26 protein-coding genes and 1 pseudogene are annotated in these 24,666 nt (G+C 35.0%); 24 read left to right on the top strand and 3 right to left on the bottom strand.

The features are described from left to right. Positions 1-127 precede the first annotated feature (127 nt). The 17 genes and pseudogenes from HS129_16100 (at position 128) to HS129_16020 (ending at position 17,455) form a co-directional block, all read left to right on the top strand. Entirely contained in the window at positions 128-1,945 is a 1,818-nt protein-coding gene (locus HS129_16100) for a polysaccharide biosynthesis protein (GenBank protein MBE7413557.1), read from the top strand. A gap of 10 nt (positions 1,946-1,955) precedes the next feature. Further along, entirely contained in the window at positions 1,956-2,420 is a 465-nt protein-coding gene (locus tag HS129_16095) for a stringent starvation protein B (protein ID MBE7413556.1), read from the top strand. 1 nt (position 2,421) lies between these two features. Beyond that, positions 2,422-4,029: an NCS2 family permease gene (locus HS129_16090; protein ID MBE7413555.1), complete on the top strand. Its 1,608-nt coding sequence runs from the start codon at positions 2,422-2,424 to the stop codon at positions 4,027-4,029. Next, positions 4,026-4,871 carry a hypothetical protein gene (locus tag HS129_16085; protein ID MBE7413554.1) on the top strand — a complete coding sequence of 282 codons (846 nt, stop codon included), beginning with the start codon at positions 4,026-4,028 and terminating at the stop codon, positions 4,869-4,871. Before HS129_16090 ends, HS129_16085 begins: the two co-directional genes overlap by 4 nt. Before the next feature lie 41 nt (positions 4,872-4,912). After that, positions 4,913-5,797, top strand: coding sequence for a protease HtpX (htpX, locus tag HS129_16080; GenBank protein MBE7413553.1), 885 nt, complete (start codon positions 4,913-4,915; stop codon positions 5,795-5,797). A gap of 189 nt (positions 5,798-5,986) precedes the next feature. Further along, positions 5,987-6,844, top strand: a pseudogene (locus HS129_16075) (DNA adenine methylase). 251 nt (positions 6,845-7,095) lie between these two features. Further along, a complete protein-coding gene (rsgA, locus tag HS129_16070; protein ID MBE7413552.1) occupies positions 7,096-8,172 on the top strand; it encodes a ribosome small subunit-dependent GTPase A in 1,077 nt (358 codons plus the stop codon). Positions 8,173-8,390: 218 nt separating this feature from the next. Continuing rightward, positions 8,391-8,621 carry an AbrB/MazE/SpoVT family DNA-binding domain-containing protein gene (locus tag HS129_16065; GenBank protein ID MBE7413551.1) on the top strand — a complete coding sequence of 77 codons (231 nt, stop codon included), beginning with the start codon at positions 8,391-8,393 and terminating at the stop codon, positions 8,619-8,621. Then, positions 8,618-9,133, top strand: a complete 516-nt coding sequence (locus tag HS129_16060; protein ID MBE7413550.1) for a type II toxin-antitoxin system VapC family toxin — start codon at positions 8,618-8,620, stop codon at positions 9,131-9,133. Before HS129_16065 ends, HS129_16060 begins: the two co-directional genes overlap by 4 nt. Positions 9,134-9,392: 259 nt before the next feature. Beyond that, complete coding sequence (locus HS129_16055; GenBank protein MBE7413549.1) at positions 9,393-10,364, top strand: hypothetical protein; 972 nt, start codon at positions 9,393-9,395, stop codon at positions 10,362-10,364. Positions 10,365-10,472: 108 nt separating this feature from the next. After that, entirely contained in the window at positions 10,473-10,709 is a 237-nt protein-coding gene (locus HS129_16050) for a hypothetical protein (protein MBE7413548.1), read from the top strand. Positions 10,710-10,720: 11 nt separating this feature from the next. Next, positions 10,721-11,464: a hypothetical protein gene (locus HS129_16045; protein MBE7413547.1), complete on the top strand. Its 744-nt coding sequence runs from the start codon at positions 10,721-10,723 to the stop codon at positions 11,462-11,464. Between the two features lie 72 nt (positions 11,465-11,536). Then, positions 11,537-12,946, top strand: coding sequence for an MBOAT family protein (locus HS129_16040; GenBank protein ID MBE7413546.1), 1,410 nt, complete (start codon positions 11,537-11,539; stop codon positions 12,944-12,946). 1 nt (position 12,947) lies between these two features. Next, a complete protein-coding gene (locus HS129_16035) occupies positions 12,948-14,093 on the top strand; it encodes an SGNH/GDSL hydrolase family protein (protein ID MBE7413545.1) in 1,146 nt (381 codons plus the stop codon). Beyond that, positions 14,093-15,484, top strand: coding sequence for an MBOAT family protein (locus HS129_16030; GenBank protein MBE7413544.1), 1,392 nt, complete (start codon positions 14,093-14,095; stop codon positions 15,482-15,484). The genes HS129_16035 and HS129_16030 overlap by 1 nt, the downstream gene beginning before the upstream one ends. 52 nt (positions 15,485-15,536) lie before the next feature. Then, positions 15,537-16,085 carry a PaaI family thioesterase gene (locus HS129_16025; GenBank protein MBE7413543.1) on the top strand — a complete coding sequence of 183 codons (549 nt, stop codon included), beginning with the start codon at positions 15,537-15,539 and terminating at the stop codon, positions 16,083-16,085. Further along, positions 16,082-17,455: an LIC20035 family adhesin gene (locus tag HS129_16020; protein MBE7413542.1), complete on the top strand. Its 1,374-nt coding sequence runs from the start codon at positions 16,082-16,084 to the stop codon at positions 17,453-17,455. Before HS129_16025 ends, HS129_16020 begins: the two co-directional genes overlap by 4 nt. On the opposite strand, the gene HS129_16015 is transcribed toward HS129_16020, so the two are convergent. Beyond that, positions 17,418-17,582, bottom strand: coding sequence for a hypothetical protein (locus HS129_16015; protein ID MBE7413541.1), 165 nt, complete (start codon positions 17,580-17,582; stop codon positions 17,418-17,420). The two genes, HS129_16020 and HS129_16015, sit on opposite strands and share 38 nt — an antisense overlap. 72 nt (positions 17,583-17,654) lie before the next feature. Here HS129_16015 and tnpA point away from each other — a divergent pair, with 72 nt between their 5' ends. The 4 genes from tnpA to HS129_15995 all read left to right on the top strand — a co-directional run bounded on the left by tnpA (position 17,655) and on the right by HS129_15995 (position 20,750). Then, positions 17,655-18,092: an IS200/IS605 family transposase gene (gene tnpA / locus HS129_16010; GenBank protein MBE7413540.1), complete on the top strand. Its 438-nt coding sequence runs from the start codon at positions 17,655-17,657 to the stop codon at positions 18,090-18,092. Positions 18,093-18,175: 83 nt separating this feature from the next. Next, complete coding sequence (locus HS129_16005; protein ID MBE7413539.1) at positions 18,176-19,282, top strand: thermonuclease family protein; 1,107 nt, start codon at positions 18,176-18,178, stop codon at positions 19,280-19,282. Positions 19,283-19,371: 89 nt separating this feature from the next. Next, on the top strand, positions 19,372-19,917 hold the full coding sequence (locus HS129_16000; protein ID MBE7413538.1) for a cob(I)yrinic acid a,c-diamide adenosyltransferase: 546 nt from the start codon (positions 19,372-19,374) through the stop codon (positions 19,915-19,917). 347 nt (positions 19,918-20,264) lie between these two features. Further along, positions 20,265-20,750 carry a DUF1564 family protein gene (locus HS129_15995; GenBank protein ID MBE7413537.1) on the top strand — a complete coding sequence of 162 codons (486 nt, stop codon included), beginning with the start codon at positions 20,265-20,267 and terminating at the stop codon, positions 20,748-20,750. Between the two features lie 13 nt (positions 20,751-20,763). Here HS129_15995 and HS129_15990 read toward each other — a convergent pair whose 3' ends face one another. Together HS129_15990 and HS129_15985 are read right to left on the bottom strand one after the other, a co-directional pair. Beyond that, entirely contained in the window at positions 20,764-22,683 is a 1,920-nt protein-coding gene (locus HS129_15990; GenBank protein MBE7413536.1) for a PAS domain S-box protein, read from the bottom strand. A gap of 36 nt (positions 22,684-22,719) precedes the next feature. After that, positions 22,720-23,070, bottom strand: a complete 351-nt coding sequence (locus HS129_15985) for a PilZ domain-containing protein (protein MBE7413535.1) — start codon at positions 23,068-23,070, stop codon at positions 22,720-22,722. A gap of 113 nt (positions 23,071-23,183) precedes the next feature. Here HS129_15985 and HS129_15980 point away from each other — a divergent pair, with 113 nt between their 5' ends. From HS129_15980 to HS129_15970, 3 genes are read left to right on the top strand one after another with little or no spacing between them, the layout of a single operon-like run. Further along, positions 23,184-23,363, top strand: a complete 180-nt coding sequence (locus tag HS129_15980) for a hypothetical protein (protein MBE7413534.1) — start codon at positions 23,184-23,186, stop codon at positions 23,361-23,363. Between the two features lie 55 nt (positions 23,364-23,418). Then, on the top strand, positions 23,419-23,988 hold the full coding sequence (locus HS129_15975) for a DinB family protein (protein MBE7413533.1): 570 nt from the start codon (positions 23,419-23,421) through the stop codon (positions 23,986-23,988). Continuing rightward, a complete protein-coding gene (locus HS129_15970) occupies positions 23,985-24,653 on the top strand; it encodes a rhomboid family intramembrane serine protease (protein MBE7413532.1) in 669 nt (222 codons plus the stop codon). The genes HS129_15975 and HS129_15970 overlap by 4 nt, the downstream gene beginning before the upstream one ends. Positions 24,654-24,666 lie beyond the last annotated feature (13 nt).

The raw sequence follows: 24,666 nt of genomic DNA, 5'->3' as shown, positions 1-24,666 counted from the left end.
AATTACAAAAATCCTATTTTTTTTACAAGAATAAAGAATAGACAATTTGACTTTCTATGATAATATAATCATCAAGATGAAAAAAATTAACCGCAGATACTTAGTTTTTCCTTTTGATATCGCCCTTATGGTTGTATCATTTTGTTTAGCTCATCTAATCCGTTATGAAAGCCTTGAATTCTATCTTGGAAGAGAGACCGAATTCTACATGTCCTTACTTATCGTAATCAGCACAAGATCTGTTATTTTTATTTTCTCGAATATATACAGGTCTATATGGGCGCATGCGTCTATCCACGATTTAATCGAAATTATTAAAACCACCCTAATCTCCTCCTTAGTCTCAACCACTGCAATCGTATTTTACAATAGGTTTGAACAACAGTCGAGAATGGTTCCTGTTTTAGATACATTGATACTTCTAAGTTTTTTATGTTTTAGAAGTTTTTTCTGGAGGATCATTCGAGACCAGTATTTAGGGCAAAAAGTCAAATCAGGAAAGCCCACTCTATTTTTAGGAGCTGGGAAGTTAGGCGCTCTACTTTTAGCCGAAATCAGGAGACAACCTTCTCTCAATCTAAAGCCGATTGGCTTTTTAGATGACGACAAAGAAAAATTAGGAGCACACATTCACGGTCTTCCGATTTTAGGAAATATTTCACAGGCAGAAGAAATCATTTCTAAATTTTTGATCCAAGAAGTGATTATCACAATGAACTCTCCAAAAAGAGAAATTCTGACAGAAATCCGGCATCTCTGTGAGAGGCACAATATTGTTCTCAGGATACTACCCTCTATCAATGAGATGTTTCTTGCCGGCAATCCAGCAGTTAGTCAATTGAGAGAAGTTCGAGTAGAAGACCTGCTCGGTCGAGAAGTAGTAGATTTAGAAATTACCTCTATTGAATCTTACTTAAAAGAAAAAACTATTTTGATTTCAGGTGCGGGTGGTTCCATAGGAAGTGAAATCGCAAGACAGGTTAGTCATTTTCAACCAACTACTATCGTGTTATTGGATGCCGCCGAAACCCCATTGTATGAAATCGAATACGAGCTTTCCAAAGCCTATCCGGATATAAAATATTTTCCCGTAATTGCAGACGTTAAAAATATTTCTAGACTCGGGCATATTTTTGAACGTTATGCGCCATCAGTCGTGTTCCATTGTGCAGCCTATAAACACGTACCTATGATGGAGTGCAACCCCGGAGAAGCCGTACTAAACAATATTCTCGGGACAAAAAATATCGCAGATGTGTCCAGACTTTCCGGGGTAAATAGATTTGTATTAATTTCTACAGATAAAGCAGTCAACCCTGTAAATATCATGGGCGCTTCTAAAAGAGCAGCCGAACTGTATCTTCAACACATTGCCCAGAATTCCAGAACAAAGTTTATAACAGTTCGTTTTGGAAATGTTCTGGGCTCAAACGGCAGTGTGATCCCGAGATTCAAAGAGCAAATTCAAAGCGGAGGTCCGGTTACTGTTACTCATCCTGAAATTATTCGCTTTTTTATGACAATACCAGAAGCCTCTCAATTGGTTCTACAAGCGGGCAGCATGGGGGAATGTGGAGAAATTTATATACTCGATATGGGTGAGCCGGTCAAAATTCTTGATTTGGCGGAAGATATGATTCGTCTATCCGGATTTACTCCTTACAAAGACATAGACATACAATTCACCGGTCTTCGTCCGGGCGAAAAACTATACGAAGAGTTGCTTTTGAATTTTGAAGAATTAAAAAAAACATACCATCCAAAAATCAGGATAGCTTCTCCAATGGAAAATTATAATCAATTATTATTTCAAAACAAACTAAACCAACTTTTTGGGGCAGCAAAAGCAAACAAAGAAAAAGAAATTTACGATCTATTCAAGGAAATTATTCCAGAATACAAAAAACACGATGAGTATATTTCCATAAGCCGAGCTTCCAAGTAAAAGAGGAAAAATGTCAGATAAAGATAATGAAAAATACGAAGAAAGACTTGTTCTCAGAGGATTCAAGGCTCAGGTTTTTGATACATTTTGGGAAAGATTCGGAACTTTCTTTTTGCATATTTTACCTCATCCCGGTTTGGAAATTGGAAAACGAGGGCTATTAAAAGAAGAGCAAGAATCAGGAATAGTTATCGTTATTGGTCCGAAAGCTATTCGAGATATATCCTCTCAACCCGATCATCTTTTTGTGGAATTGCAGTTTGGATATAAATGGGAAAAATTGGTCATCCCTTGGGATGCAGTTTTTAGAATGTACGATAAATCCCAAAGCGCTGTATTCCAAACCAAAGTATTTACAGACTATAGCAATGAAGAGCCTGTCGAATCTGTAAGTAAAGCTGAAAAAAAACCTACAGGAAAAAAGAAAAGCCCTAACTCAAATGTGATTCAGGTGGATTTTGGGGCAAAAAAGTAAAATGCAAAATTCATTTCGTTGGTTTGTAAAAGGTGACTTAGACGGTTTTTTTGGATTAGTCGTAGATAACCTAATCCAATTACTCGTAATTCTTGGGCTTTGCCATAGTCTGTGTGGTTTCCCTTTTGAATTTATTTACAAAGTAATATTGCCCGGTGTCGCAGTTTCTCTCGTAATAGGAAATATTTTATATTCTATTCAAGCAAGAAAGTTAGCAATTAAAGAAAATAGAAACGATGTTACTGCCCTTCCGTACGGAATCAATACCGTATCTCTTTTTGCATTTATATTTTTTGTAATCTCTCCTGTTTACAACTCTACCAAGGACTATACACTCGCATGGAAAATCGGGCTACTTGCAAGTTTCACAAGCGGGTTAATAGAATTCTTTGGATCCTTTGTAGCAGAGAAAATCCGTAAAATCACTCCAAGAGCAGCCCTTCTGTCTGCACTTGCAGGAATTGCAATTACTTTTATTTCTATGGATTTTCTAATCAGAACCTACCAAAACCCATTGGTTGCGTTCATTCCTTTTGGTGTTATACTACTTCAATATTTTGGTAAAGTCAAATTTCCATTCCATTTACCCGGAGGGCTGATTTCTGTTCTTCTTGGAATAAGCCTTGCATGGATGAGTGGTTTCTGGGGAAAACCGATGATGGATAAGACTCTGCTAAGCGATTCAGTTCAATATATTTCTTTTTACTTCCCTATACTTTCTATTCAAGACCTATACTCTGTATTCAATCTTGTAAATATAAAAGAATACTTATCCGTAATCATCCCTATGGGAATATTCAATGTAATAGGCTCTCTTCAAAATATAGAATCCGCCGAAGCTGCCGGAGACAAATTTCACACCAGAAATTCTTTACTCATAAACGGTACAGGCACTCTAATCGGTGCAATTTTCGGCTCTCCATTCCCTACTACTATCTACATTGGTCACCCCGGCTGGAAGGGTATCGGAGCGAGATACGGATACTCAATTCTAAACGGAATATTTATTACACTGATTTGTATTTTTGGTTTTATGGGGTTAATAAAAGCTCTCGTCCCGATAGAAGCCGGTATGGCAATAATACTCTGGATCGGTATTATTATCGGCTCACAGGCTTTTGAATCCTCCCCTAAACGTCATGCACCAGCGATCATTGTAGGGCTTTTCCCGGCTTTGGCTGGTTGGGCAGTTTTACTCGTTCAAAATTCTTTTCTGTTCGCAAACGGAAAATTATCTGAAATCTTAGCAACCGAGAAAATCACTAAGCCTTATTCTATTGCTTTATCTGAACTTCCTTCCGACTTGCCTTTTCTCCCCTACCCAATCGGTGGACTACTATCTTTGTCGCAAGGATTTTTACTTGTTTCTATGATCTGGGCGGCTATCATTGTATTTATAATTGATAGAGATTTTATTCGATCTGCATATTGGTGCGTCATAGCTGCAATTCTATCTTCGATTGGAATTATACACTCATACATTCTAAAAGGAAACTCAATCCTAAACGATTATTCCTTTCTATCGTCAACAACATTTACACAGGGGTATCTTTTACTTTCCGGATTATTTTTTCTTATCCATTTTTTTGAGAATAGAAATACAAAATGAATACTATGAAAGACAACTACAACCATCTTTTTGAAGGATTTGAACAACTTATATCAAGTCCGGTACCGAATTTTAAAAAAATTGAATCTGAAATAGAAAAGATTCCACCTGCTGCAATCTCCATGAAAATTCAAGAAGATGTAGCTTTTACTTTTTTATTAGATTATTATTTCAGATACATTGATTCAAAAATCGTAAAAAAGATTCTTCAAAATCCGATGTTTACCCCGGAAGCATTGGCTGAACTTTTTTATTGCCAAATTGCATCTATTTATAAATCTGTTTTAAATAAAAAAGAAAAACCGGAGCTATTTTCTTCTTATTGGAAAATTTTAAGCAATGCAGAATACGCCATCCTATTCAAATACGTATTGTCCAAAACTACAAATTTAGATATCGCAAAACCTCTCTTACAAAAAATAGACTTAGTACATTTAAAACTAATGACCTCAAATGGAGAGATCAAATCTGAAAAAATTTTATCTCTATTCAAAAAGTTAGGAAACGAACTTCAAAAAGTAATCGCAAAAGATATGAATATCTATGACTTTATTTTTGATCTTGCAGTGGATAATTCCGATCAAGAATTTTTGTCTTTTTTAGAAGAATACACCACACTTTTTGTTCAGATACGACTTGCATCCAGTTTTGTGGAAGACGTAGAAAACTTAGTCAAAAAACAAGGCAGAAACCTATCATATACAGAAATCCACCAAATTTGTTCCAATATTCCGCCGGATTCTCTAAAAGTTGCACTTCAAATTTTTCAGGATAAGGGCTGGATTACAGAAAGCGAAAATAAAAGCATTGACGAACACTACCTAAAATCTTCATCATCTTAGTCTAACTAATAATAATATATTTTTCAAGGAGAATACACTCTATGTGGTTTAAGCGTATCGGACTTTTCATGCTGACAAATATTTTAATTGTCGCCACAATTTCGATTATTACAAGCATTTTTGGTGTAAGGCACTATCTCGATGCAAGTGGGATCAATTTTGGAGCCTTAATTACTTTCTGCCTTATCTGGGGGATGACCGGCTCATTTATTTCTCTACTTTTATCCAAGCAAATGGCAAAATGGATGATGGGAGTCAAAATTATTGATCCAAGGACGGGCGGTCAATACAATGAAATCCTAAATACAGTAAAAAGACTCAGCCAAACTGCAAAACTTCCAATGCCCGAAGTGGGAGTCTATGAATCCCCAGAAATCAACGCTTTTGCGACTGGCCCTTCTAAATCCAGCGCCTTAGTAGCGGTTTCCACAGGACTATTGCAAAGAATGAACTCTTCTGAAGTAGAAGGTGTATTGGCACACGAATTGTCTCACGTTGCCAACGGGGACATGGTGACTATGACTCTAATCCAAGGAATTGTAAACTCTTTTGCAATGTTCTTGTCCAGAATCATCAGCTTTGCCGTAGGACAGATGGTAAAAGAAGACCTCGAAGTTGTAGTAAGAATGGTCACTACAATCGTACTCGATATAGTGTTCAGTATCCTTGGCTCACTCGTAGTTGCTTATTTCTCAAGACAAAGAGAGTTTCGAGCAGACTATGGTGGAGCAAAACTTGCCGGAAGAAGCAATATGATCGCTGCCTTAGAAAGCCTTAAAAGAACTATCGACGGGCCTGAAGACAATAAAGGAGATGCTTTTGCTTCTATGAAAATTTCCGGCAGATCAAAATGGTTTGCACTATTTTCTACTCACCCTCCCCTTGAAGTAAGAATTGCGGCTTTAAAATCTGCAACCATTATGTAATTTTTCAATACTTCACCTATCTTAACGATAGGTGAAATTTCAAACACGGCTCGATAGAGTTAAGAAACTTACGAAATATTTCAGGAGTAGGTTTCCTCAATGTGGTGTCTCGGAAAGGTTTAAAATTGAGTTTTAGTCCATAAAGGAAATGGAAATAATTTTCTCGTTAGAATAAAGGGGGCTAAGTAAATGTTCATAAAAAGTCCTTTAAGATACCCCGGCGGAAAAAGTAGAGCGATTGAACTTATTTCAACGCTTGTTCCTGAATTCCAAGAATTCCGAGAGCCTTTTGTTGGAGGAGGTTCAGTTTTTATTTATTTAAAACAAAAATATCCGAATAAAAAATTTTGAATTAATGATTTATATTTTCAGCTTTATACATTTTGGGATATGTGCCAGAAAGATTTGAATGCCGTGGTAAAGCAAATATGGAATTGGCGCAATGAATTTGAAAATGGTAAAGACTTACATAAATTCTTAAACGAAAATATTTCAAAATTTAATTCTGTCCAAATTGCAAGTGCTTTCTTTATTTATAACCGAATTACTTTTTCGGGAACAAGCGAATCTGGCGGATACTCCGAACAAGCCTTTCGTGGAAGATTTACGGAATCAAGTATTGTAAGACTACAAAATATGAATCGTATTCTAGAAAATTTACAAATTACAAATTTAGATTTTGAGGAAGTCGTCAATGAAAAGGGAAAAAATATTTTTATTTTTTTAGACCCACCTTACTATTCTGCTACAAAGTCAGCATTGTATGGAAAAAATGGGAATATGCATAAAAAATTTGATCATGTGCGATTTGCTGAAACTATGAGAAATTGTAATCATACATGGCTTATTACTTATGATGATTGTGAACATATACGAGAACTTTTTCAATTTGCGAATGTCATGTCTTGGAATTTAACTTATGGAATGCGAAATGTAACTGATTCATCAGATCAAAACGGCAAAGAGTTGTTTATCTCTAATTATTTAGAAGAGCTTCCTTCTATGAAGCAATTGGATTTGTTTTCAAGAAAACTAATTTTAGTTTAAAAAAGACCTTGTTCTAAAAATAAACTTTCTTAGTATTGCAGGCAGAGTAAGTTTTACACCCAACATCGTGTCGGGACTGGTTCTCATAAAGCGTCAGTTGGGCCTTGCTGTATTAGGCGAACCGAAAACACCGTCTAACCAAGAGTAGCCACTGCGAAGACACGAGAAGATGTGGCTCGGTTGGTGAACTTGTCGAATCCATCCTCCGAGCTGTCTGTGGCGGCAATAAAAAAAAATTTCAAGGATGAAAAATGCAACTGGTTGATTTAGGGTGGAATTCATTTTTTGAAAATCATTTTGAACAATATCGAAATGAAAAATATTCTCCTTTAAGAATAATCAGAGAAAATCGAGAAAAATATATAGCTTATGGTGAATTTGGAGAATTTCTATGTGAAATATCAGGTAAATATAGATTTGACAAAGACAGTAAAGCAGAATTCCCCACAGTAGGTGATTGGGTCGTAAGCACTATTCGACTTGATGAAAATAAAGCCACTATACATGCTATTTTACCCAGAAGAAGTGTCTTTAGCCGTAAGGTTGCAGACCAAATTACTGATGAACAAGTTGTAGCAGCTAACATTAACACAATTTTTATCGTTACCGGGTTGGATTTGAATTTTAATTTAAGACGCATTGAAAGGTATTTAGCTATGGCATGGAATAGCGGAGCTACACCTGTAATAATTTTAAATAAATCCGATCTTTGTCCAGAAAATGAAATACGAAAAAGTGAAGTCGAAAGTATTGCATTCGGAGTTGATATACACACAATTAGTGCTGCTCAAAATATTGGTATAGAAATCCTGAATAGATATATCCGACCTGGAGAAACTGTGGCATTCGTGGGTTCGTCCGGTGTTGGAAAGTCCACAATAATTAATTCGCTTCTTGGTAAAAATAAACTTAAAGTAAATGAAGTGAGTGAATTGGGGAGCCGAGGCAGACATACAACAACTCATCGCGAATTAATATTGCTTCCCAACGGTGGTATTGTTATAGATACTCCTGGAATGCGTGAATTGCAGGTTTGGGGTGATGAAGAGGGATTAAAACATGTATTTGATGATATTGAAGAATTAGCCTCAAACTGTCGTTTTAAAAATTGTAGCCATGAAAACGAACCCGGGTGTGCTATCATTGAAGCTACAAACAATGGCACACTCGATTCCGGTCGTTTAGAAAGTTTTTATAAATTAAAAAAAGAATTTTCTTACTTAGCAGATCGTCAAACTATGAAAGCCAGCGCTATTGAAAAAGCACGCGGTAAAAAAATTAGTAAATTGATAAAAAATTATTATAAAGACCATAAAGATAAAAAATAGATTTGGAAAACAAAATATACTGAACAGCAAGCCTACAGTACAGTGCTTAATTGAACATTCTACAACGCATCAACTTTTAGTGTATTGAGATAAAGTTCCGAATTCCACAACTGCGCCAAGCGGCAAAAACGCTAGTAGAATGCAACGAATAACCAAAATTGTGAACAAAAACTTCTTTAAAAAATTAACAAAAAGTATATATTATGTAATATATACACATGAATCGAGCAAAATTATTTAAAAACGGGGAAAGTCAAGCTATCAGGCTTCCAAAGCAGTTTCGCTTTAAAGGAAAGGAAGTTTACATTAGAAAAGATGGTAACAATGTTGTATTATCTCCCATTGACGATGCAGTTGATAGAATTTGGAAGATACTATTTGATTTCTCAAACAATTTGAATGTAGAAAGAAGTCAGCCGAAAGATTTTGATAAGAGAGAAATTTTTTGAATCATTATCTTCTCGACACTAATATTTGTATTTATTTGATCAACAATCGACCGCAAGAAGTCTACACAAAATTCAAGAAAGTTAAACTGGAGAATATTCATATATCCTCTGTTACTGATTTTGAATTGAGATACGGTGTCCAGAAAAGTTCAAAAAATAACTACAATTCAAAAATTTTAGATGAGTTTTTGAGTTATTTGGATATTATTCCTTTTGATAGCAAAGCGGCATCAATTGCGCTGTGCACCCTGCTTTTGCATACAAAGACAGGGCTTCCCCTACTGGAAATCCGACCTTGTTGCAATTTTTACTTATACAAAAATACTCGCATCGTTAAACTTCGCGAATCCGGAGTACGCTATATGAGGATTTCTTATCGGAATTTTAACTTCCAATATTCAATCAAAATATATTTCTCCGTAATTTTTCTGAAAAAAAACTACTCCGAGAAAAAAATTATGACACTTCTGCAAAAAAACCCTAAAATAGGTTTTTGTACTATTAGCAAATAGCGGTTTTCCCGAATTTTTAAGTATATTTATTTCTATGAAAGGCTTTTTGCAGACAGGCAATTTAAAAATAATTTGACGAATTTTTCTAAAAAAAATTATAAAACTGACCATTTTTTTCGATTCAATTTATATACACTATTGGGTCACAAAGTTGGTGCATAATGAAAAATCAGAACAATTTTATAAACTCTATTCAAAAATCACACTATATTCATTTTGATCCGATGCTTTGTGAAAAAACAAATACAGGACTATTCGTATGAAAGGGAAAATCAATACTCTATCTCAAATTCTTACTTTCTTTTCTATTCTAACCGCATTTCCATTATTGTCCGAGACAATTTTACTTAGAAATGGAGAAACTCTAAAAGGAAAAATCCTGAACCAAAATTATTCTAAGATATTTTTAGAAACTAAAGATAAGGATGGAACAGGAGAGCCAAAAACAATCGAAGTTTCAAAGGCAGATATTCAAAAAGTAATTTATAAAGATGTTGATAACGATGAAATAGCAAGACTCCGTAAATTAGAAGAAGATAAACTTAGTGACGAAGAAGAACGCAAAAAAAAAGAGGAAGAAGATCTTTCAGCTAAACAAAGAGCCGAAGAAGAAGAAAGGCAGAGACAAGCCGATTTAGAAAGAAGGAGAACTCTTTGGGAATCTAAGCAAGTTACAAGATTTGGCTCTCTCGGAAGGTCTGCAATCCTACCGGGTTGGGGGCAATATGAAAATGACAGAAAGACTACAGGTCTTATTTACGGTGCACTGTTTTTCTCTTCCGCATTCCTTCTTTACAATAAAAATAGAGAATATCTAAACGCAAAAAGAGACTATGAAAATTATGGGAACCCATATTCTGAATCTCAATACTACACTAATTTTTATGGAGCATCCACTGCAACTGTAAGTTCTACTTCTTTAAACGATCCAGTTGGAGCGTATTTATACTACAATACCAATAGCTCTATATTGCAAAGACAAGCCGTAGAAAAACACTACAGTGAGGTAAAAAGATTAGGGTACTTAGTCGCCGGAATCTATATTATCAATCTATTAGACGCATTTTTTAGACACGAGACAAAAACATTTACCGGAGACAGAGGGTTTTTTATGGATTATTCTGTAGCAAGGACAAGTTCACTTGGATACTCGCCTAACGTATCCTCACAGATAGATAAATTTTACACCTTCGGATACAAAGCTGATTTTGATTTTCAATCTATTAAATAGTAAATACAAAATTTTTTTTGCTTGCAAAACAAATAAAACAAATGATGTATATACAATTAAGCAAAATTTTTATACGATATTCTTCATCTACATACAATGAGGTCAAATATGGAAGAACAAATACCACAAGGCTTTACTAAAGAAACATGGAATACGCTTACACCCGAACAAAAACGTACTTATTTACAAGGTGCTCAATCAAACCAGTCCAGCCCCCAAAACATGCAAAATCAAATGGGTGGAAATATGATGAAACAAAGCATGTTAATGATGGTACTTGGATTTATTCCGACGATTATCAGCATGATTCTTAGAATGTTTACCGGAAGAAATTACAGAGACTAATTTTTTTAGTATTGATCCCAAATATTCATGTAAAGAAAATTCTTTCTAAAAAAAGAGTCTTACTTTTTTCCCTATTAATTCTTGGACTTGTAAATTCTTTCTTATCTGCAAAAAACAAAGAAAACTTACCTCCCTATGAAGGAGAATGGTTTTCAAATGTGAGCCGCGAACCAAAAGGTTTTTCTGTAAGAGAGCTGTATGTATTCAAAACTTTTCATTCAAGAAAGTTTGTACTCAGCCAAATTAACTTCAACGAAACCAGAAAATGGGAAGAAACCAGATATTTCGGCAAATGGAGTTATGAGAATGAAAAGAATGACTCTATTCGACTGCAAGCCGAAAATTGCTCTGTGTACGCAACATCAGAGCTTGGCAAAAGATGGGCTCTTATCCGTGCGTTTGACTGCGATCATCTGATTTTTTATTCTAAAATTTCAACCGACCAAGAAATGACCTTGACTCCTTCGATGAATTTTCATGCTTCGGAGAATTTTCAGAGAATCCAAACCAATCCAAACTATATACAGTCTATTGTAATTTTAACCGACAGCAAAAATTTTACAAGCTGGGGACTGAGACTCAACCAAACAAGAAAAGGCTCAACTCAATATATAGAAAAAAGAAATTCTAATAAAAAGATTCCTGTGCAAGTTCAAGAAACAGTTGACTCTTCAGGAAGTTATATTGCTGAAGGCGTAGAAATCGGAGATTTTCTAATCATCCTAAACGATAAAAGAAAAAGTTTATTAGAATAATTTTTAAAATATTTTATTTGTAAGAAAACGAAAAAAAATAAATCGTGAATCTTAAGATAATAATTATAAAAAATGCTCTTTAACTCAGTCCACTTCTTAGGTTTTTTTTTAGTAACTATTGTAATCGGCAATATCTTAAAACAAAGACCCCAAAGAATATTTTTACTATTCGCAAGTTTTTATTTTTACATGGCTTGGAATATAAATTTTATCGTACTGCTACTTTCATCCACAGTTTTAGACTATCTTGTTGCTCTCGGAATTGATAAAGTTGGAGCAAGCGAAAAACAAAGGAAACTTTTACTAAGCCTTTCTATATTCGGAAATCTTGGTCTATTGTCTTATTTTAAATACACAAATTTTTTACTCGGTGTAGTCGGCGACCTCAATTTTATAAACTCTTATAGATTCCCGATATACAATATCACTTTGCCTGTCGGGATTTCATTTTATACATTTCAATCTATGAGCTATACGATTGATGTTTACAGAAAACAAATCGAAGCCAGAAAATCTTTTATAGATTTTTCTTTGTATGTGGCATTTTTCCCGCAGCTTGTAGCAGGTCCGATAGTTCGAGCTACTACTTTTTTTCGCGACTTGGATGACCGGCTCAATATCTTAAACGAAGATATACAAATTGCAATTTCCAGAATTCTTATCGGCTTTACGAGAAAAATTGTTTTTGCAGATAACCTTGGAAAAGTGGTAGATGAAACTTTTAGAAACTATTCTATGATGAATCCTCTTGAAATCTGGACTGGTGCTATTGCATTTGGCTGGCAGATCTATTTTGATTTTGCTGGGTACACAGATATTGCCATAGGAGTAGCTCGACTTTTTGGTTTTAAGTTCGATGCAAATTTCCAGTTTCCAATGACTGTGAGAAATATTTCAGAGCATTGGACTAAATGGCACATATCATTCACTACTTGGATTCGAGACTATATTTTTATACCTCTCGGAGGCTCAAGAGGCTCTGTTCTTTTTACTTATAGAAATATATTTATTACCTGGTTGTTTGGTGGAGTTTGGCACGGTGCTGCCTACCATTACATTGCATGGGGTGTGTGGCAAGGTATTATGATTACAATTCATCGGGAATACTCAAAAACAAAACTAAGAGAATTTTTTCACTCAAAGGGAGGGCTCATTTACAATATATTTTCCAGATTCTTAACGATGTACTGTCTTGGGTTTGGCTTTGTAATGTTTCGAGCAGAGACAATGACAAAAGCATGGGAGATGATACAATCAATGCTATTTCTAAAAAATATTTCGCAAATCAAGCGTTATGCGAATTGGGAATATGGAGTTTTACTTATAATTTGCTTTTTTGCAAGCTCCTTTTTTTCTAAAAGGAATATCGAGTTTATGGCTACAAGTAAAAATAAGCTCACCTATCTGAATATTGCTGCAATATTTTTGCTGTTGATATTTGGCGTAACCGAAAGTCAAAATTTCCTATACTTCGCATTCTGATATGAAAAAAGAATTTAACACATTTTACAAAGATAAAAGATTTTTCATCCCAATACTAACTATTTTGCTATTTGAGGCAATTCTCCAAACGGGGATATATTCTCCTTTCTTAAAAAAGAATTCTTACGCAGCAAACGTAAACAGAATTACAAACCATATTTTAAACAAACAAACTGAATTCGATCCCGATATTTTAATTGTAGGTACATCGGTTGCCTATCAAGGATTAAGCGTAAAAATTTTAAATGAAAAAGTTCATAGCACAGGACTGAAAATTCAATCTATTGCCATCCCCGGTTCAGAGGTGATAGTTCAACACCAAGTCATCTCAAAGTCTCTGCCAAAATTCAAAAAAGTGAAACTGATAATCTATGTAGGTGAAGTGCTAATCCCTTGGGTAAGCCAAACAGATCTTTCTCTACCTACCCTTTCCATGATTTCAGAATTCAACCGAATTGACGCAATAAAGAGAGCTTATAATTACGATTACGATGTTCGCGCAGAAGATATCTTTTATATTTTATCGAGGAGTATTGCTTACAGAAGAGATTTCAGAGAATTTGTTTTGGACCCAAACAAAAGGCTGAAACACCTTAAGAAAATGAAAAAAGAGCCAAACCTGAATCCTTGGGATTATGAAAACTCATACAACGAAAAAATCAGCTCCTACAATGTAAAAACAATAGAAGAATGCAAAGCCAAAACCTCCCAGGAAAATGCAGACCCTATCCCGATTTCGTCTAACGCAGAGCATAAAATTGCGTTATTTAAAACCTGTGCGCTTGCAGGAGTTACTTCCACCGAATCAAAACAAACCGATAAAACTAACCTGTATTTTAAAAGGTTGTCACAACTTTTTTCTGAATTCCAAAAACGTGGCATAAAGACTATAAATGTTTTTGCGCCCTATAGCACACTGATGAACAATTTAGGCGGAAAAGAAAGAGTTGAACTTTGGACTAAAGAACTCGAAAAAATACAAGGGAAAGAAAATACAATAGTAGTTGATATGCAAAATATCCTGCCAAACAAAAATAATGGAGACTACTACTATGATATAGTCCATTTGAATATGTATGGAATGGAAAAATTTTCAGAAGCGTTAGGCGACTATCTAAATAAAAATATAAGGACTCTGATTCCATAATGCTATTTACATCTATTACATTTCTGATATTTTTCTCTATCGTATATCTAATTTACTGGTCTATTCCTTCCGATAAAGGGAAAAAATGGATTCTGTTATTGTCGTCTTTTGTCTTTTATGGCACTTGGAGTGTTTCGTTTCTATTCCATTTTTTATTTTTTGTGTTGATCAACTATATCTTTTCTGTCTATTTACTACAACACAAAAGTAAATCTATCTTACGACTGGCAGTAATCATTAATTTACTCAATCTTGGGGTATTCAAATACTTTTATTTTTTTACGGATACACTCTACCATATTTCAGGCTCGTCTTTTTTTACAGAGCTATCCAAAGGCTCATTTAAAATTCTACTCCCTCTCGCAATTAGCTTTTATACTTTCCAAATGTTAGCATACGTTATCGACTCTTATAGAGGAGACATCAAAGAAAAGGAAAGCCTGTTAGACTTTACGATTTTTATAATGTTTTTCCCACAGCTAATCGCAGGACCCATTATGAGATCGGGAGATTTTATCCCTGAATTAAAAAAAATCAAACCCAACAAAGAGTTTATCTATCCGGGTATGTCTTTCATAATTCTTGGAGTATTCAAAAAAGTATTAATCGCCGATAGTATTGCAGGTATCATTGACCCAATATGGAACAACCCTTCTGAATATTCCGCAATTAGTCTGATACTTTCCATTTATGGTTTTTCGTGGCAAGTGTATTGTGATTTTAGCGGATACACAGACATCGCTCGAGGTGTCGCCTATCTTCTCGGTTTTCAAATCCCAGAAAATTTTAAAGCCCCCTATTTAGCTGAATCTCCAAAAGACCTATGGAGGCGATGGCACATAACGCTTGCAACTTGGCTTCGTGATTATCTATATATTCCACTCGGTGGCAGTAGAACAAGTGAACTTCGATCCTATTTTAATTTAATCGTTACATTTACTCTTGGAGGTTTTTGGCACGGAGCCAACTGGACATATATACTCTGGGGATTTTTTCACGGAGTTATGCTCGCCTTAGAAAGACTAACCGAGCGATTTCAATTGACTCTCACCTTGCAAAACAAAGCAGGCAAATATTTCAGAATTGTATTCACCTATCACATATTTTTAGTAGGTGTGTTGTTTTTTCGTTCCAACAACATGACCTCACTATGGGTGATGGTAAAAAAAATTCTTACAATTAGTCCGGGAGTAAATGCAACCGGCTCAGAAACACTGGTGTACCTATTTATTCTTGGGTTTCTTTCCCAGCTGCCTCAATATTTCGACAAACTACCAAGTGGAATTGTAAAATACCAAAAACCTCTAATTCTATTTAGCTCTATTGTGTTACTCGTATCCATTGGGCTATATTCCAGATCGGGAAAAGAATTTGTGTATTTTCAGTTTTAGAGAAAATGTTTCCTAATTGCAGAATCAAAAACTATTTTCATCCTGACAATTAATGGAAAAAGAAATACAAAAAATATCCCCATCTTTTCATGGGCATGAAATCCACCACGACCAATGCTTTGGATGCGGGCATAACAACCCTTTGGGACTGAAAGCAGATTTTACCTACAACGAAAAATTAAACCAAGTTAAGTTCATCTACAAATTTAGAAAAGACTACAATGGGGCTCCGGGCTTTGCTCATGGTGGAGCTATTTCTACATTGTTGGATGAAGCTATGGGAGCACTTTGTTTTCACTTGGGTTATATTGTAATGACAGATCAAATGACCTTTAAGTTCCATAAAGCTACACCAATAGAGGAAGACTTACTTGTCACATCTTGGTTCAAAAGCAAGGAAAAGCGAAAAATTCACCTTGAATGTAGGTTGACGAAACTTGACGAAAGTTTATCTTATGTAGATGGATACGGTTCTTTTCATATTCTACCCCCAAGATTTTTTCTAAGAAAGATAGATGGAGGAAAACACCCTAACTTAGAGGGAGTTTTAGAAGAAAATAAGAGAACTCGTTTTGAGAAATTACTAAAGGAGATTTTATGAAAATAATTATTACTATACTGTCAATATCACTTGTTAGCGGTTGTGCTACCTTGGGGGTTACATCGAAAGGGAAAAAAGCAGAATTTTCCATGATCAAACCAAACATCCGAATTGATAAGTTCAAGGATACTTTCAATATGAAAGGAGAGGGACCCGTAAAAGATTGCGGGGGTAAACCTTGTACCGATGGAGATATTGATAACCTGAAACCTGACCAAATCAAAGCACTGAAAAAACACGGTGAATGGAAAGAATATGTTGAGAAAGAAGACGAATCGAAAAAAAAATTTTCCGTACTCGATATGCAAGGAAACTACGTCGATGGACAAAGAGATGGTGTCTGGACAAAACTCGGAGAGAAGGGTGAGAAGTTAAGAGAAACTACTTATAAACTCGGAAAAAAAGATGGAGTCGAAAAAAAATTCAACCTGAAGGGCGAACAAACAGAAGAAACCAACTTTGTTGACAATAAAAAAGACGGTAAATACTGGAAGAAAAACTCCAAAGGCTTTATGGAAACAGAAGGTCTATTTAAAAATGATCTGAGAGAAGGTACTTGGACTGAATACCATGCTAAAGAAGCAGACATGATAAAAAAGAATGTGTCTGAATATTCCAAAGACAAAAAAAATGGAAAGTCCACAAGCTACCACAAAGACGGAACAACAGTAAGCGCAGAAGGGTTGTATAAAGATGGCTTGAAATCAGGCGCTTGGAAAAATTATTACGACAATGGAAAACCCGAAAGCGAAGGAAGTTATGCGCCAAGGGAAGCTCCTAAAGATAAGGGAGAAAAGGAAACAGTCAAACCAGCTACCCCTCCTCCCGGTGGAGATGTTACTGCTCCAGAGCCTGAAAAGAAAGCCTTTCGTATGGGACACTGGAAAGAATATTACAAAAACGGTCAAGTTTTTGCTGAAGGACAAAGAGAGCACACCCGAAAAGGAGAATGGAAATTTTTTGATAACACCGGAAAACTTCGCTTCAAAGGAAAAATGGCAAACGAAGCTGGGATGGAATCCGCAGAAGTCTATGACGAGAAAACAGGTGAGATTATTGGAAAAGGAAAACTGTTTTTTAATCTTATAAAGATAGACGAAGAAACCCAAAATATTAAAGCAGGATTCAAACCGAGTAACCCATACACCTATTACAAAGATGGAAAAAAAGACTTTGATGTATTGGGAGAAGACAAAGAAGGAAACGTTATGGGAGTACAGTACGACTCAAGCGGAAGAGAAATCGGCAGAGGCCCTGTGATCGCCATGAATAGAAAGAAAAACGGATGCTGGACTGAGGGCGGGAAAAAAGTGTACTACGTTATGGACAAACCTAACGCAAAAATGGGAGATATGCAGGGTTGTAAGTAGTAGATAGTTTTAACACTCCAGCTATCTCTTCTCTATCTCTACTTTCTCTATCTTTACCTTCTCTATCTTTACCTTCTCTATCTTTACCTCCAGCTAAAGCTGGAGGGAATTCATGGAGGGATTTCATGGAGGGATTTCAATGGTTGCGGGTTGTAGTTTAGTCATACTAAATTGGTATTAGGTATTACTTTTTTTTGAAATGCCTTTTGTAAAAGTATATATCCATTTTGTTTGGAGTACGAAAAATAGATTTCCTTTTCTTGATTCCAAAGAATTGAGGCAAAAAGTGTGGAACCATATTAGAGAGAATGCAAAAAGTAAGGGAATTTTTGTTGATTTTGTAAATGGCTATTTTGACCACTGCCATTGTTTAGTTTCAATGGGTACAGACTGGTCAATAGAAAAAGTGATACAGTTAATCAAAGGTGAATCGAGTTTTTGGATTAATAAAAATAAATTGACTAAAGAAAAATTTGAATGGCAAGACGAATATTTTGCAGTTTCTGTTTCTGAATCAATGGTGAACCATATTAGAGAATATATCAAAAACCAAGAAGAGCATCATAAAAATATATTGTTTCAACAAGAGTACGATGAATTTATTTACAAATATGGTTTTGATGTATTTGATGGATAGTATTTTGACTAAAATGTAGTATTTTTTTGTGTTTTTTCCTCCAGCTAAAGCTGGAGGGAATTCATGGAGGGGGATTATGGGTTATGAGTATGAATTCTAAAAAAGGCACAGGGATTTCGCCTTCTCTTTATCGTTCTTTGTTTAAAGATATTTCCCAAATCTATGATGATGCTATGAGTGATGGTAATTCTAATTGGAACAAGGCTACGCTTTATTCTAATTGGAAAATTGGAGAAAGTATTGTAACTATAGAGCAAAAAAATCAAACAAGAGCCGGGTATGGGGACAGGGTGTTGTTACAATTATCAAAAGATTTGAATAAAAAATATGGGAAGGGCTTTTCAGAAAGGAATTTAGCCTATATGAGAACATTTTTTTCTATGTATGATTTAGGTGAAATCCATTCAGAGCTTACTTGGTCACACTATAAATTGTTGTTATTAGTTTCGGATATGGAAAAACGAATTGGGTTAGAAAAAAAGGCAATTCAGAGTAACTTATCTGTATTTGAGTTTAAAAATGTCATTCGCAAAACACTAAAAGACCAAGCTCCAAAAACAGGGGTTGAAAGTGCAGATAAGCCTTTAAAAGACAGGTTAAAACGCCCGGTTATGTCTCTTTATACATACCGTGTTTTACAAAAATTTTCTTCTGATTTTGCACACAGTGTGCAAAATCTAGACTTAGGGTTCTATATTAGAATGAGGACGTTAGACGGCATCGTAAAAGATAAAAAAGATAGTCAAGAGGGGTTAGTTTTAAGTGGATTAAAAATTGGCTCTATTGTAAAAATTATCAAAAATAGTGAAGGTTTTCTATTTGAGGAACGAACAAATCCAAAAGAGCTTTTTACTTACAAGGCCTTTCTAGAAAAAATTGTGGATGGAGATACTCTAGTTGTGACCATTGATCTTGGGTTTGATATTTTTATTGAAGAGAGATTACGGCTTAGGGGACTTGACGCTTTTGAGCTTGGAACTAGACAAGGAGCTAAGGCTAAAAAATTTTTAGAGTCTAAATTAAAAGACCTTCCTTTTTTAATCATTAAGACTCACGGGTCTGATAAATATGGCAGATATTTGGTAGATATATTTTATCTGGAAAATGAAACTAACGCACAAAAAATTATTGAAGAGGGGATTTTTTTAAATAACGAGATGTTAGAAAAAGGTTTAGCTCTTCCTGCGTAATTTTAAGGGGAAATTTATGAGTTTCTTAATTTTTTATTTTCTTCAATATTGTATTCTCCAAAGTCTAATTTTAAGGAAAATGTCTATTTATGAAAATTTATACTAAAACAGGGGACAAGGGTCAGACTTCTCTTGCTTCTGGGAAAAGAGTATCTAAGTCTAGTCCCAAAGTTGACTTGTATGGAACCTGTGATGAGCTAAATTCTACTGTAGGAATTGTGATTTCTTTTTTACCTGAAGGCTCCAAAATAATTAGCGATTTAACACAAATACAAAATATTTTATTTGAATTAGGCTCAGAACTTGCGGGCTACAAAAATCAAGAAAGAGAGTCTGCCCTACTCCAATCCGATGTACAATTTTTAGAAAACTCAATCGACAAGATGCAAGAAAGTCTTTCTCCAATCAAAAATTTTATTTTACCTGGTGGCTCCCAGCCTTCTTCATTTTTACACCTGTCTAGAACGATTTGTAGAAGACTAGAAAGAAAAATGGTTCTCGCGATTGAAACCGGTGATTCAATTCCTGAAATTTCTATTCAGTATATCAACCGTCTATCTGATTATTTTTTTGTAGCAGCTAGATTTTCTAATTTTGAAAATGGGCTTCAGGATATTTTCTGGGAAGCAAGGTAAAATCATACTTCCTACACAATAAAAGGCTTTTCTCCTTAACTTAAATCCTCTTTTATTCTTCAGCCTTCAAAATCTACAAATCTATCTTTTGTCCTCTGCCTCCAATGTGGGATCTCCACTCTTTTCTGTAAAGTGCATGTTTTATACCAATTGTTCACCTTTCACGCAAAAATGTGGGATCTCCACTTTTTTGGGGGATTAAAAAAAATTACGCATTTAGTGCAGATTTGGGACTTTTTCTGTAAAAGCTAAAAAAATTTTCCAAAAATTGCAAAAATTTTTTTTCTAAAGCAAACTTTTTTTACCTTATAAAGGAGAGCAGAAAATTTTACTTTAAGGAGAAATTTATGAACCCACAAAAATTTACAGAAACCCAATCGAGCTTGCTTGTTCCAGCAAAATATATGGACGAGTTCAATAGAAGAACGACGGGTTTTTCGAGACGAAAATATTTGCACGCATTGCTGAACAGATACAGAAATGTGATTCTTTGGGGGACTTTTGAGAAGATGGAGAGGGTAAAGAAAGCGTATCAAGAAGTCGGGCAAAATTTGCAGAAGAAGAATTTTACCCCAAATAACGAGGACTGGATTGAATTGGGGATTCTTGCAGACTGGCTTGGTACCACAAAGACCGCTCTTTTTACTCTTCTGTTAGTGCTTGACCTTGCCGAATGGGACATAATTCTCCTCACCAGATTCTTCGAGAATGGAGTTCCCACCCCGGTAACCACGATTGCGGGAGGAGCCTACCTTTCCAAGAGAAAAACGACCCGCTACAATAGACTAAAACGACATAAACCCGACGAAAAACAAAAAACCTCAGCACAATAATAAAAATCCATTGCTATTGCAAACGAGAAACTGCACAACTTGTGCTTTCACATTTGGCTAATTTTTTACATGAAAAATAAAATTCACGAGAAGGCCTCGAACCTTTTTCATCTCGAGACACTTTTGGATGGAAATTTTTTATCGTAAACACATCAAATTCCCCCATATTTTTCATAAAGACTGAGCCTCTTTTTTCAAACTCAAACAAGTCACCTAATCTATCTCGAGTACTTCCTGAAACGCATATTTTATCCGGCTCTCCGGAATTCTCAATTCGACTGGCAAGATTTACTGAATCTCCCCAAATATCGTAAACAAATTTTTTGCTGCCAACAACACCTGCTACTACATTGCCGGTATTTATCCCTATTCTTAATTTCCATTGCAAGCCTTCAGATTTTGTAGCAGTTTGTTTTTTTACAATTCGTTGCATTTCAATCGCAGCTAGTACCACATCCACTGCACATCCTTTATTCTCTTCCGGTACACCTGCGGCACACATGTAAGAATCACCGATTGTTTTAATTTTTTCTAATCTATATTTTCCGATAATTTTATCAAATTCATTGAAATAATAATTTAACTCCCCAACTAAAAGTGCAGGCTCCATTGTAGATGCAATTCTACTAAATCCTACAAAATCAGAAAAGAGAATAGTTACGTCGTTGTGTCTTTGTGGGATTACTTGACCAGTATATCTTAATTCATGGGCGATTTTTTCCGGTAAAATATTTAAAATTAATTTATCCGATAATTCTTTTTCTGTAACTAACAGCTTTCTTTCTTTTTCTAATTCACTCTCGATTTTTTTTCTTTCTGAAATATTACGGATAATTCCGGCAAAAAATGGAACTTGCCCTTCATTCCAAGTAGATAGAGTCAACTCAATCGGAAACTCATGCCCATCTTTATGGAGACCGGCCACCTCTACAGTTTTCCCTATTGAGCTTGGGACTTTCGTTTTCAAAAATCTTTGGATTCCTTCATTGTGAAATTTACGAAACCTTTCAGGGATGATTACTAAGATTTCTTTTCCAATGATTTCTTCTTCCGAATATCCGAACATTTTTACAGCTCCCTTATTCCAAGAAAGCACCTCATTGTTTTTTGCAATAGATATGATTGCGTCTTGAGCCGAGCTTGTGATTGCTTGCAAACGCTCCATAAAAATAGTTTGATTTTCTTCTGCTTTTTTTCTTTCGGTAATATCTCGAATTATACCAGAAAAAAATTTAATATTCCCTTCGCTCCAAGTAGAAAGAGTTAATTCAATAGGAAATTCATGTCCATCTTTATGAAGTCCTGCGACTTCAACAGTTTTTCCAATGGAACTTGGAATTCCTGTAGAAAGAAATCGCCGGATCCCATTATTGTGTAAGTCGTGAAATCTCTTTGGGATAATTTTTAAAATTTCACTTCCCAATATTTCTTCTTCTGAATATCCAAATAATTTTTTTGCACCATTGTTCCAGGAAAGTACCTTGTTGTCAGAGGCTATAGAAATGATCGCATCTTGCGCTGAATTTGTCAGAGCTTGCATTCGCTCTACAAGTATATTTTGTTTTTCTTCTGCAAATTTTCTTTCAGAGATATTTCGTATGATTCCACCAAAGAACGTTCCCTCGTCGTCTGTCCAAGTAGAAAGTGTTAGCTCAATTGGAAATTCATATCCTTCTTTATGAAGACCTCGGACTTCTAAGGTTTTTCCGATAGACCTGTATTCACCAGCCGTAGCTCGAGTCCTTCCTATAAAATGTGCTTCGTGGAATTCTGGAGGGATAATAGTGTATATTTTCTTTCCGATAATTTCCGAATTTGACCAACCGAAAGTTTTTTCGGCAGCAGGATTCCAATAAAGAATTACGTCACTTGTATCTATTACTATAACTGAATTACTTGTAAAATTAAGAATTGCATCTCGATTAACGATCATGGTAAAAATTGATTCTCTGCATATAACACGTAAGAGCTACTCCATCTTGTTATTTAAAAACTCATCCAATAATTTTTTATCGTTTAAAGAATAGTGAGTAAATTCAATTCCAGATTCATAAACACCAGCATCTACTTTTTCAGAGCGTACAACATTTCCGATGACTTGAATCGGATGAATAGATTTTCCCAATTCCAATTCCAATTCTAAAATTGTATCAACTTTTAGATTTTCAGTTAATACCATGAGAATTCCACCACCTGAAATATTCTCCGTCAACCCTTTGATTGAAATTTTTTGGTTTACGTCTGAGTCTTCTGATTTGGATAAGATTTTGCATTTAACTCCAATTAACTCTGAAATCCTGATATATTTTCTTTTATTCATATTGCTATAGAATATCATCCGATACGATTATTTCAAGAATTTTTTTAAACAACTGAAAAACCTTCTTGTTTTTCAAAATATCTCTTCTATATTGGCGTAAAAGAGGAGAAAAAATGGAAAATGTTGTTCATTATTCACTTTGGGTGATTGCTTTTATAGGATTTGGGATTCCATTCATCGGGCTTGGAGTTTGTCCTGCGATTGTAGTAAAGTTAGTTCTTGCTGCATTTGGCGGAAATGTAACTGCACAAATTCAAGAAGGCAACCTTTTAGAAAAATTTAAGAAGAAATAATCAATTTTCGTAAAATATTTTTTACAAAATTTAATTCTACGATTAAATATTATTTATGTCTCAGGAAGGTAGCTTAATTTTAAAGACTGCTTCCGAATACAAAACACCAAATGAAGTTTTTGAATTCTGGAAACAAGTTCGCGAAGAGGTAATTACCTGTTTTAAAAAAACCCCTCAAGAAAATTTTACTGAAAATCCAACTCCAGACAAATGGTCTGTATCTGAAATAGCCGAGCATTTATACCTTTCACAATTCAACTTAGCCAGAATGATTCCTGTTGTGATGAGTAGAAAGTTCGGAAACGATATGGACGAACAACCCAATCTACAGTACGAAAAAATCCGAGACGGATTTCTAAAACCCAGTGGAATAAAAAATCCGGATACTGTAAATCCTTTAAACAAATACCCTCTAAATGAGGTATTAAAACTTCTCCAAAAATCAGAAGAGAAAATAGGTTCCTCAATCAAAAACTTTTCTAAAAGCGATCTTCAAAAAAGAGGATTTGAACATCCAATACTCGGTCCATTGAATTTATTTAACTGGTTTTGGGTTATGTCTTTACACGAATATTCTCACTTAGTTGCCCTAAAGGAAAAAATCAAAAACTATCCATCTGTATGAAAAAGATATTCTGGGAGTTCCCCTTGACATCTTCTTTTGTGTTGTTCACGATTGCATTTTATTTTATAACAATAGCTTTTGTTCCAAAAGAAATCATTCAAAACTATTTTGTTTCCTATCCCGGACAATTCATTCCGATAAATTGGCTACTCAGCACTTTTTTCCATGGTTCTCCATTCCATCTATTATCCAACATGGCTTATCTTTTTTTTTTGGGGAGAATTGTAGAAGATAGAATCGGTAAGTTAAAGTGGCTGTTTTTTTATTTTATGGCAGGGTTTATTTCGGTGATTACAGATTCAATAATTAGAGGATTTATTGTTTCAGGATATAATTTACCGACTGTTGGTGCAAGTGGTGCGATTTCAGGAATTGCGGCTGTTTCGGCACTTTTATCCCCTTTTAGCTTTAAGGTTTCAGGAAAAACAATCCCTTTTCCTGTTTTTCTTGTCTCTTGGATTATGATCTATTCTGATCTGACCGGGTTTTCCTCTACTACAGATTACGTAGCCCACTATTCTCATCTAGGGGGATTTTTTTCGGTTTTTATTGCAGCGTATTTTTTAAATTCAAACGACAGAAAAAAACTTAGGAACGGCTTTTCCCTAAATTTGGTTTTTTTTGTTTTGACGGTGATTTTATTGTATCTTTTGAAAGAAAGGTGATTTTTAGATTTCA

The organism is Leptospiraceae bacterium, assembly GCA_015075105.1.
Taxonomy (GTDB): Bacteria; Spirochaetota; Leptospiria; order Leptospirales; family Leptospiraceae; genus JABWCC01.
Note: the sequence above shows the minus strand (reverse complement) of the source record. Positions and strands in the feature narration are given on the sequence as shown.

Bases quoted from the DNA above. Each gene is read 5' to 3' on its own strand.
- HS129_16100 (MBE7413557.1), top strand. From the start codon at position 128: ATGGTTGTATCATTTTGTTTAGCTCATCTAATCCGTTATGAAAGCCTT.
- HS129_16095 (MBE7413556.1), top strand. From the start codon at position 1,956: ATGTCAGATAAAGATAATGAAAAATACGAAGAAAGACTTGTTCTCAGA.
- HS129_16090 (MBE7413555.1), top strand. From the start codon at position 2,422: ATGCAAAATTCATTTCGTTGGTTTGTAAAAGGTGACTTAGACGGTTTT.
- HS129_16085 (MBE7413554.1), top strand. From the start codon at position 4,026: ATGAATACTATGAAAGACAACTACAACCATCTTTTTGAAGGATTTGAA.
- htpX (MBE7413553.1), top strand. From the start codon at position 4,913: ATGTGGTTTAAGCGTATCGGACTTTTCATGCTGACAAATATTTTAATT.
- rsgA (MBE7413552.1), top strand. From the start codon at position 7,096: ATGCAACTGGTTGATTTAGGGTGGAATTCATTTTTTGAAAATCATTTT.
- HS129_16065 (MBE7413551.1), top strand. From the start codon at position 8,391: ATGAATCGAGCAAAATTATTTAAAAACGGGGAAAGTCAAGCTATCAGG.
- HS129_16055 (MBE7413549.1), top strand. From the start codon at position 9,393: ATGAAAGGGAAAATCAATACTCTATCTCAAATTCTTACTTTCTTTTCT.
- HS129_16050 (MBE7413548.1), top strand. From the start codon at position 10,473: ATGGAAGAACAAATACCACAAGGCTTTACTAAAGAAACATGGAATACG.
- HS129_16040 (MBE7413546.1), top strand. From the start codon at position 11,537: ATGCTCTTTAACTCAGTCCACTTCTTAGGTTTTTTTTTAGTAACTATT.
- HS129_16035 (MBE7413545.1), top strand. From the start codon at position 12,948: ATGAAAAAAGAATTTAACACATTTTACAAAGATAAAAGATTTTTCATC.
- HS129_16030 (MBE7413544.1), top strand. From the start codon at position 14,093: ATGCTATTTACATCTATTACATTTCTGATATTTTTCTCTATCGTATAT.
- HS129_16025 (MBE7413543.1), top strand. From the start codon at position 15,537: ATGGAAAAAGAAATACAAAAAATATCCCCATCTTTTCATGGGCATGAA.
- HS129_16020 (MBE7413542.1), top strand. From the start codon at position 16,082: ATGAAAATAATTATTACTATACTGTCAATATCACTTGTTAGCGGTTGT.
- HS129_16015 (MBE7413541.1), bottom strand. From the start codon at position 17,582: ATGAAATCCCTCCATGAATTCCCTCCAGCTTTAGCTGGAGGTAAAGAT.
- tnpA (MBE7413540.1), top strand. From the start codon at position 17,655: ATGCCTTTTGTAAAAGTATATATCCATTTTGTTTGGAGTACGAAAAAT.
- HS129_16005 (MBE7413539.1), top strand. From the start codon at position 18,176: ATGAGTATGAATTCTAAAAAAGGCACAGGGATTTCGCCTTCTCTTTAT.
- HS129_16000 (MBE7413538.1), top strand. From the start codon at position 19,372: ATGAAAATTTATACTAAAACAGGGGACAAGGGTCAGACTTCTCTTGCT.
- HS129_15995 (MBE7413537.1), top strand. From the start codon at position 20,265: ATGAACCCACAAAAATTTACAGAAACCCAATCGAGCTTGCTTGTTCCA.
- HS129_15990 (MBE7413536.1), bottom strand. From the start codon at position 22,683: ATGATCGTTAATCGAGATGCAATTCTTAATTTTACAAGTAATTCAGTT.
- HS129_15985 (MBE7413535.1), bottom strand. From the start codon at position 23,070: ATGAATAAAAGAAAATATATCAGGATTTCAGAGTTAATTGGAGTTAAA.
- HS129_15980 (MBE7413534.1), top strand. From the start codon at position 23,184: ATGGAAAATGTTGTTCATTATTCACTTTGGGTGATTGCTTTTATAGGA.
- HS129_15975 (MBE7413533.1), top strand. From the start codon at position 23,419: ATGTCTCAGGAAGGTAGCTTAATTTTAAAGACTGCTTCCGAATACAAA.
- HS129_15970 (MBE7413532.1), top strand. From the start codon at position 23,985: ATGAAAAAGATATTCTGGGAGTTCCCCTTGACATCTTCTTTTGTGTTG.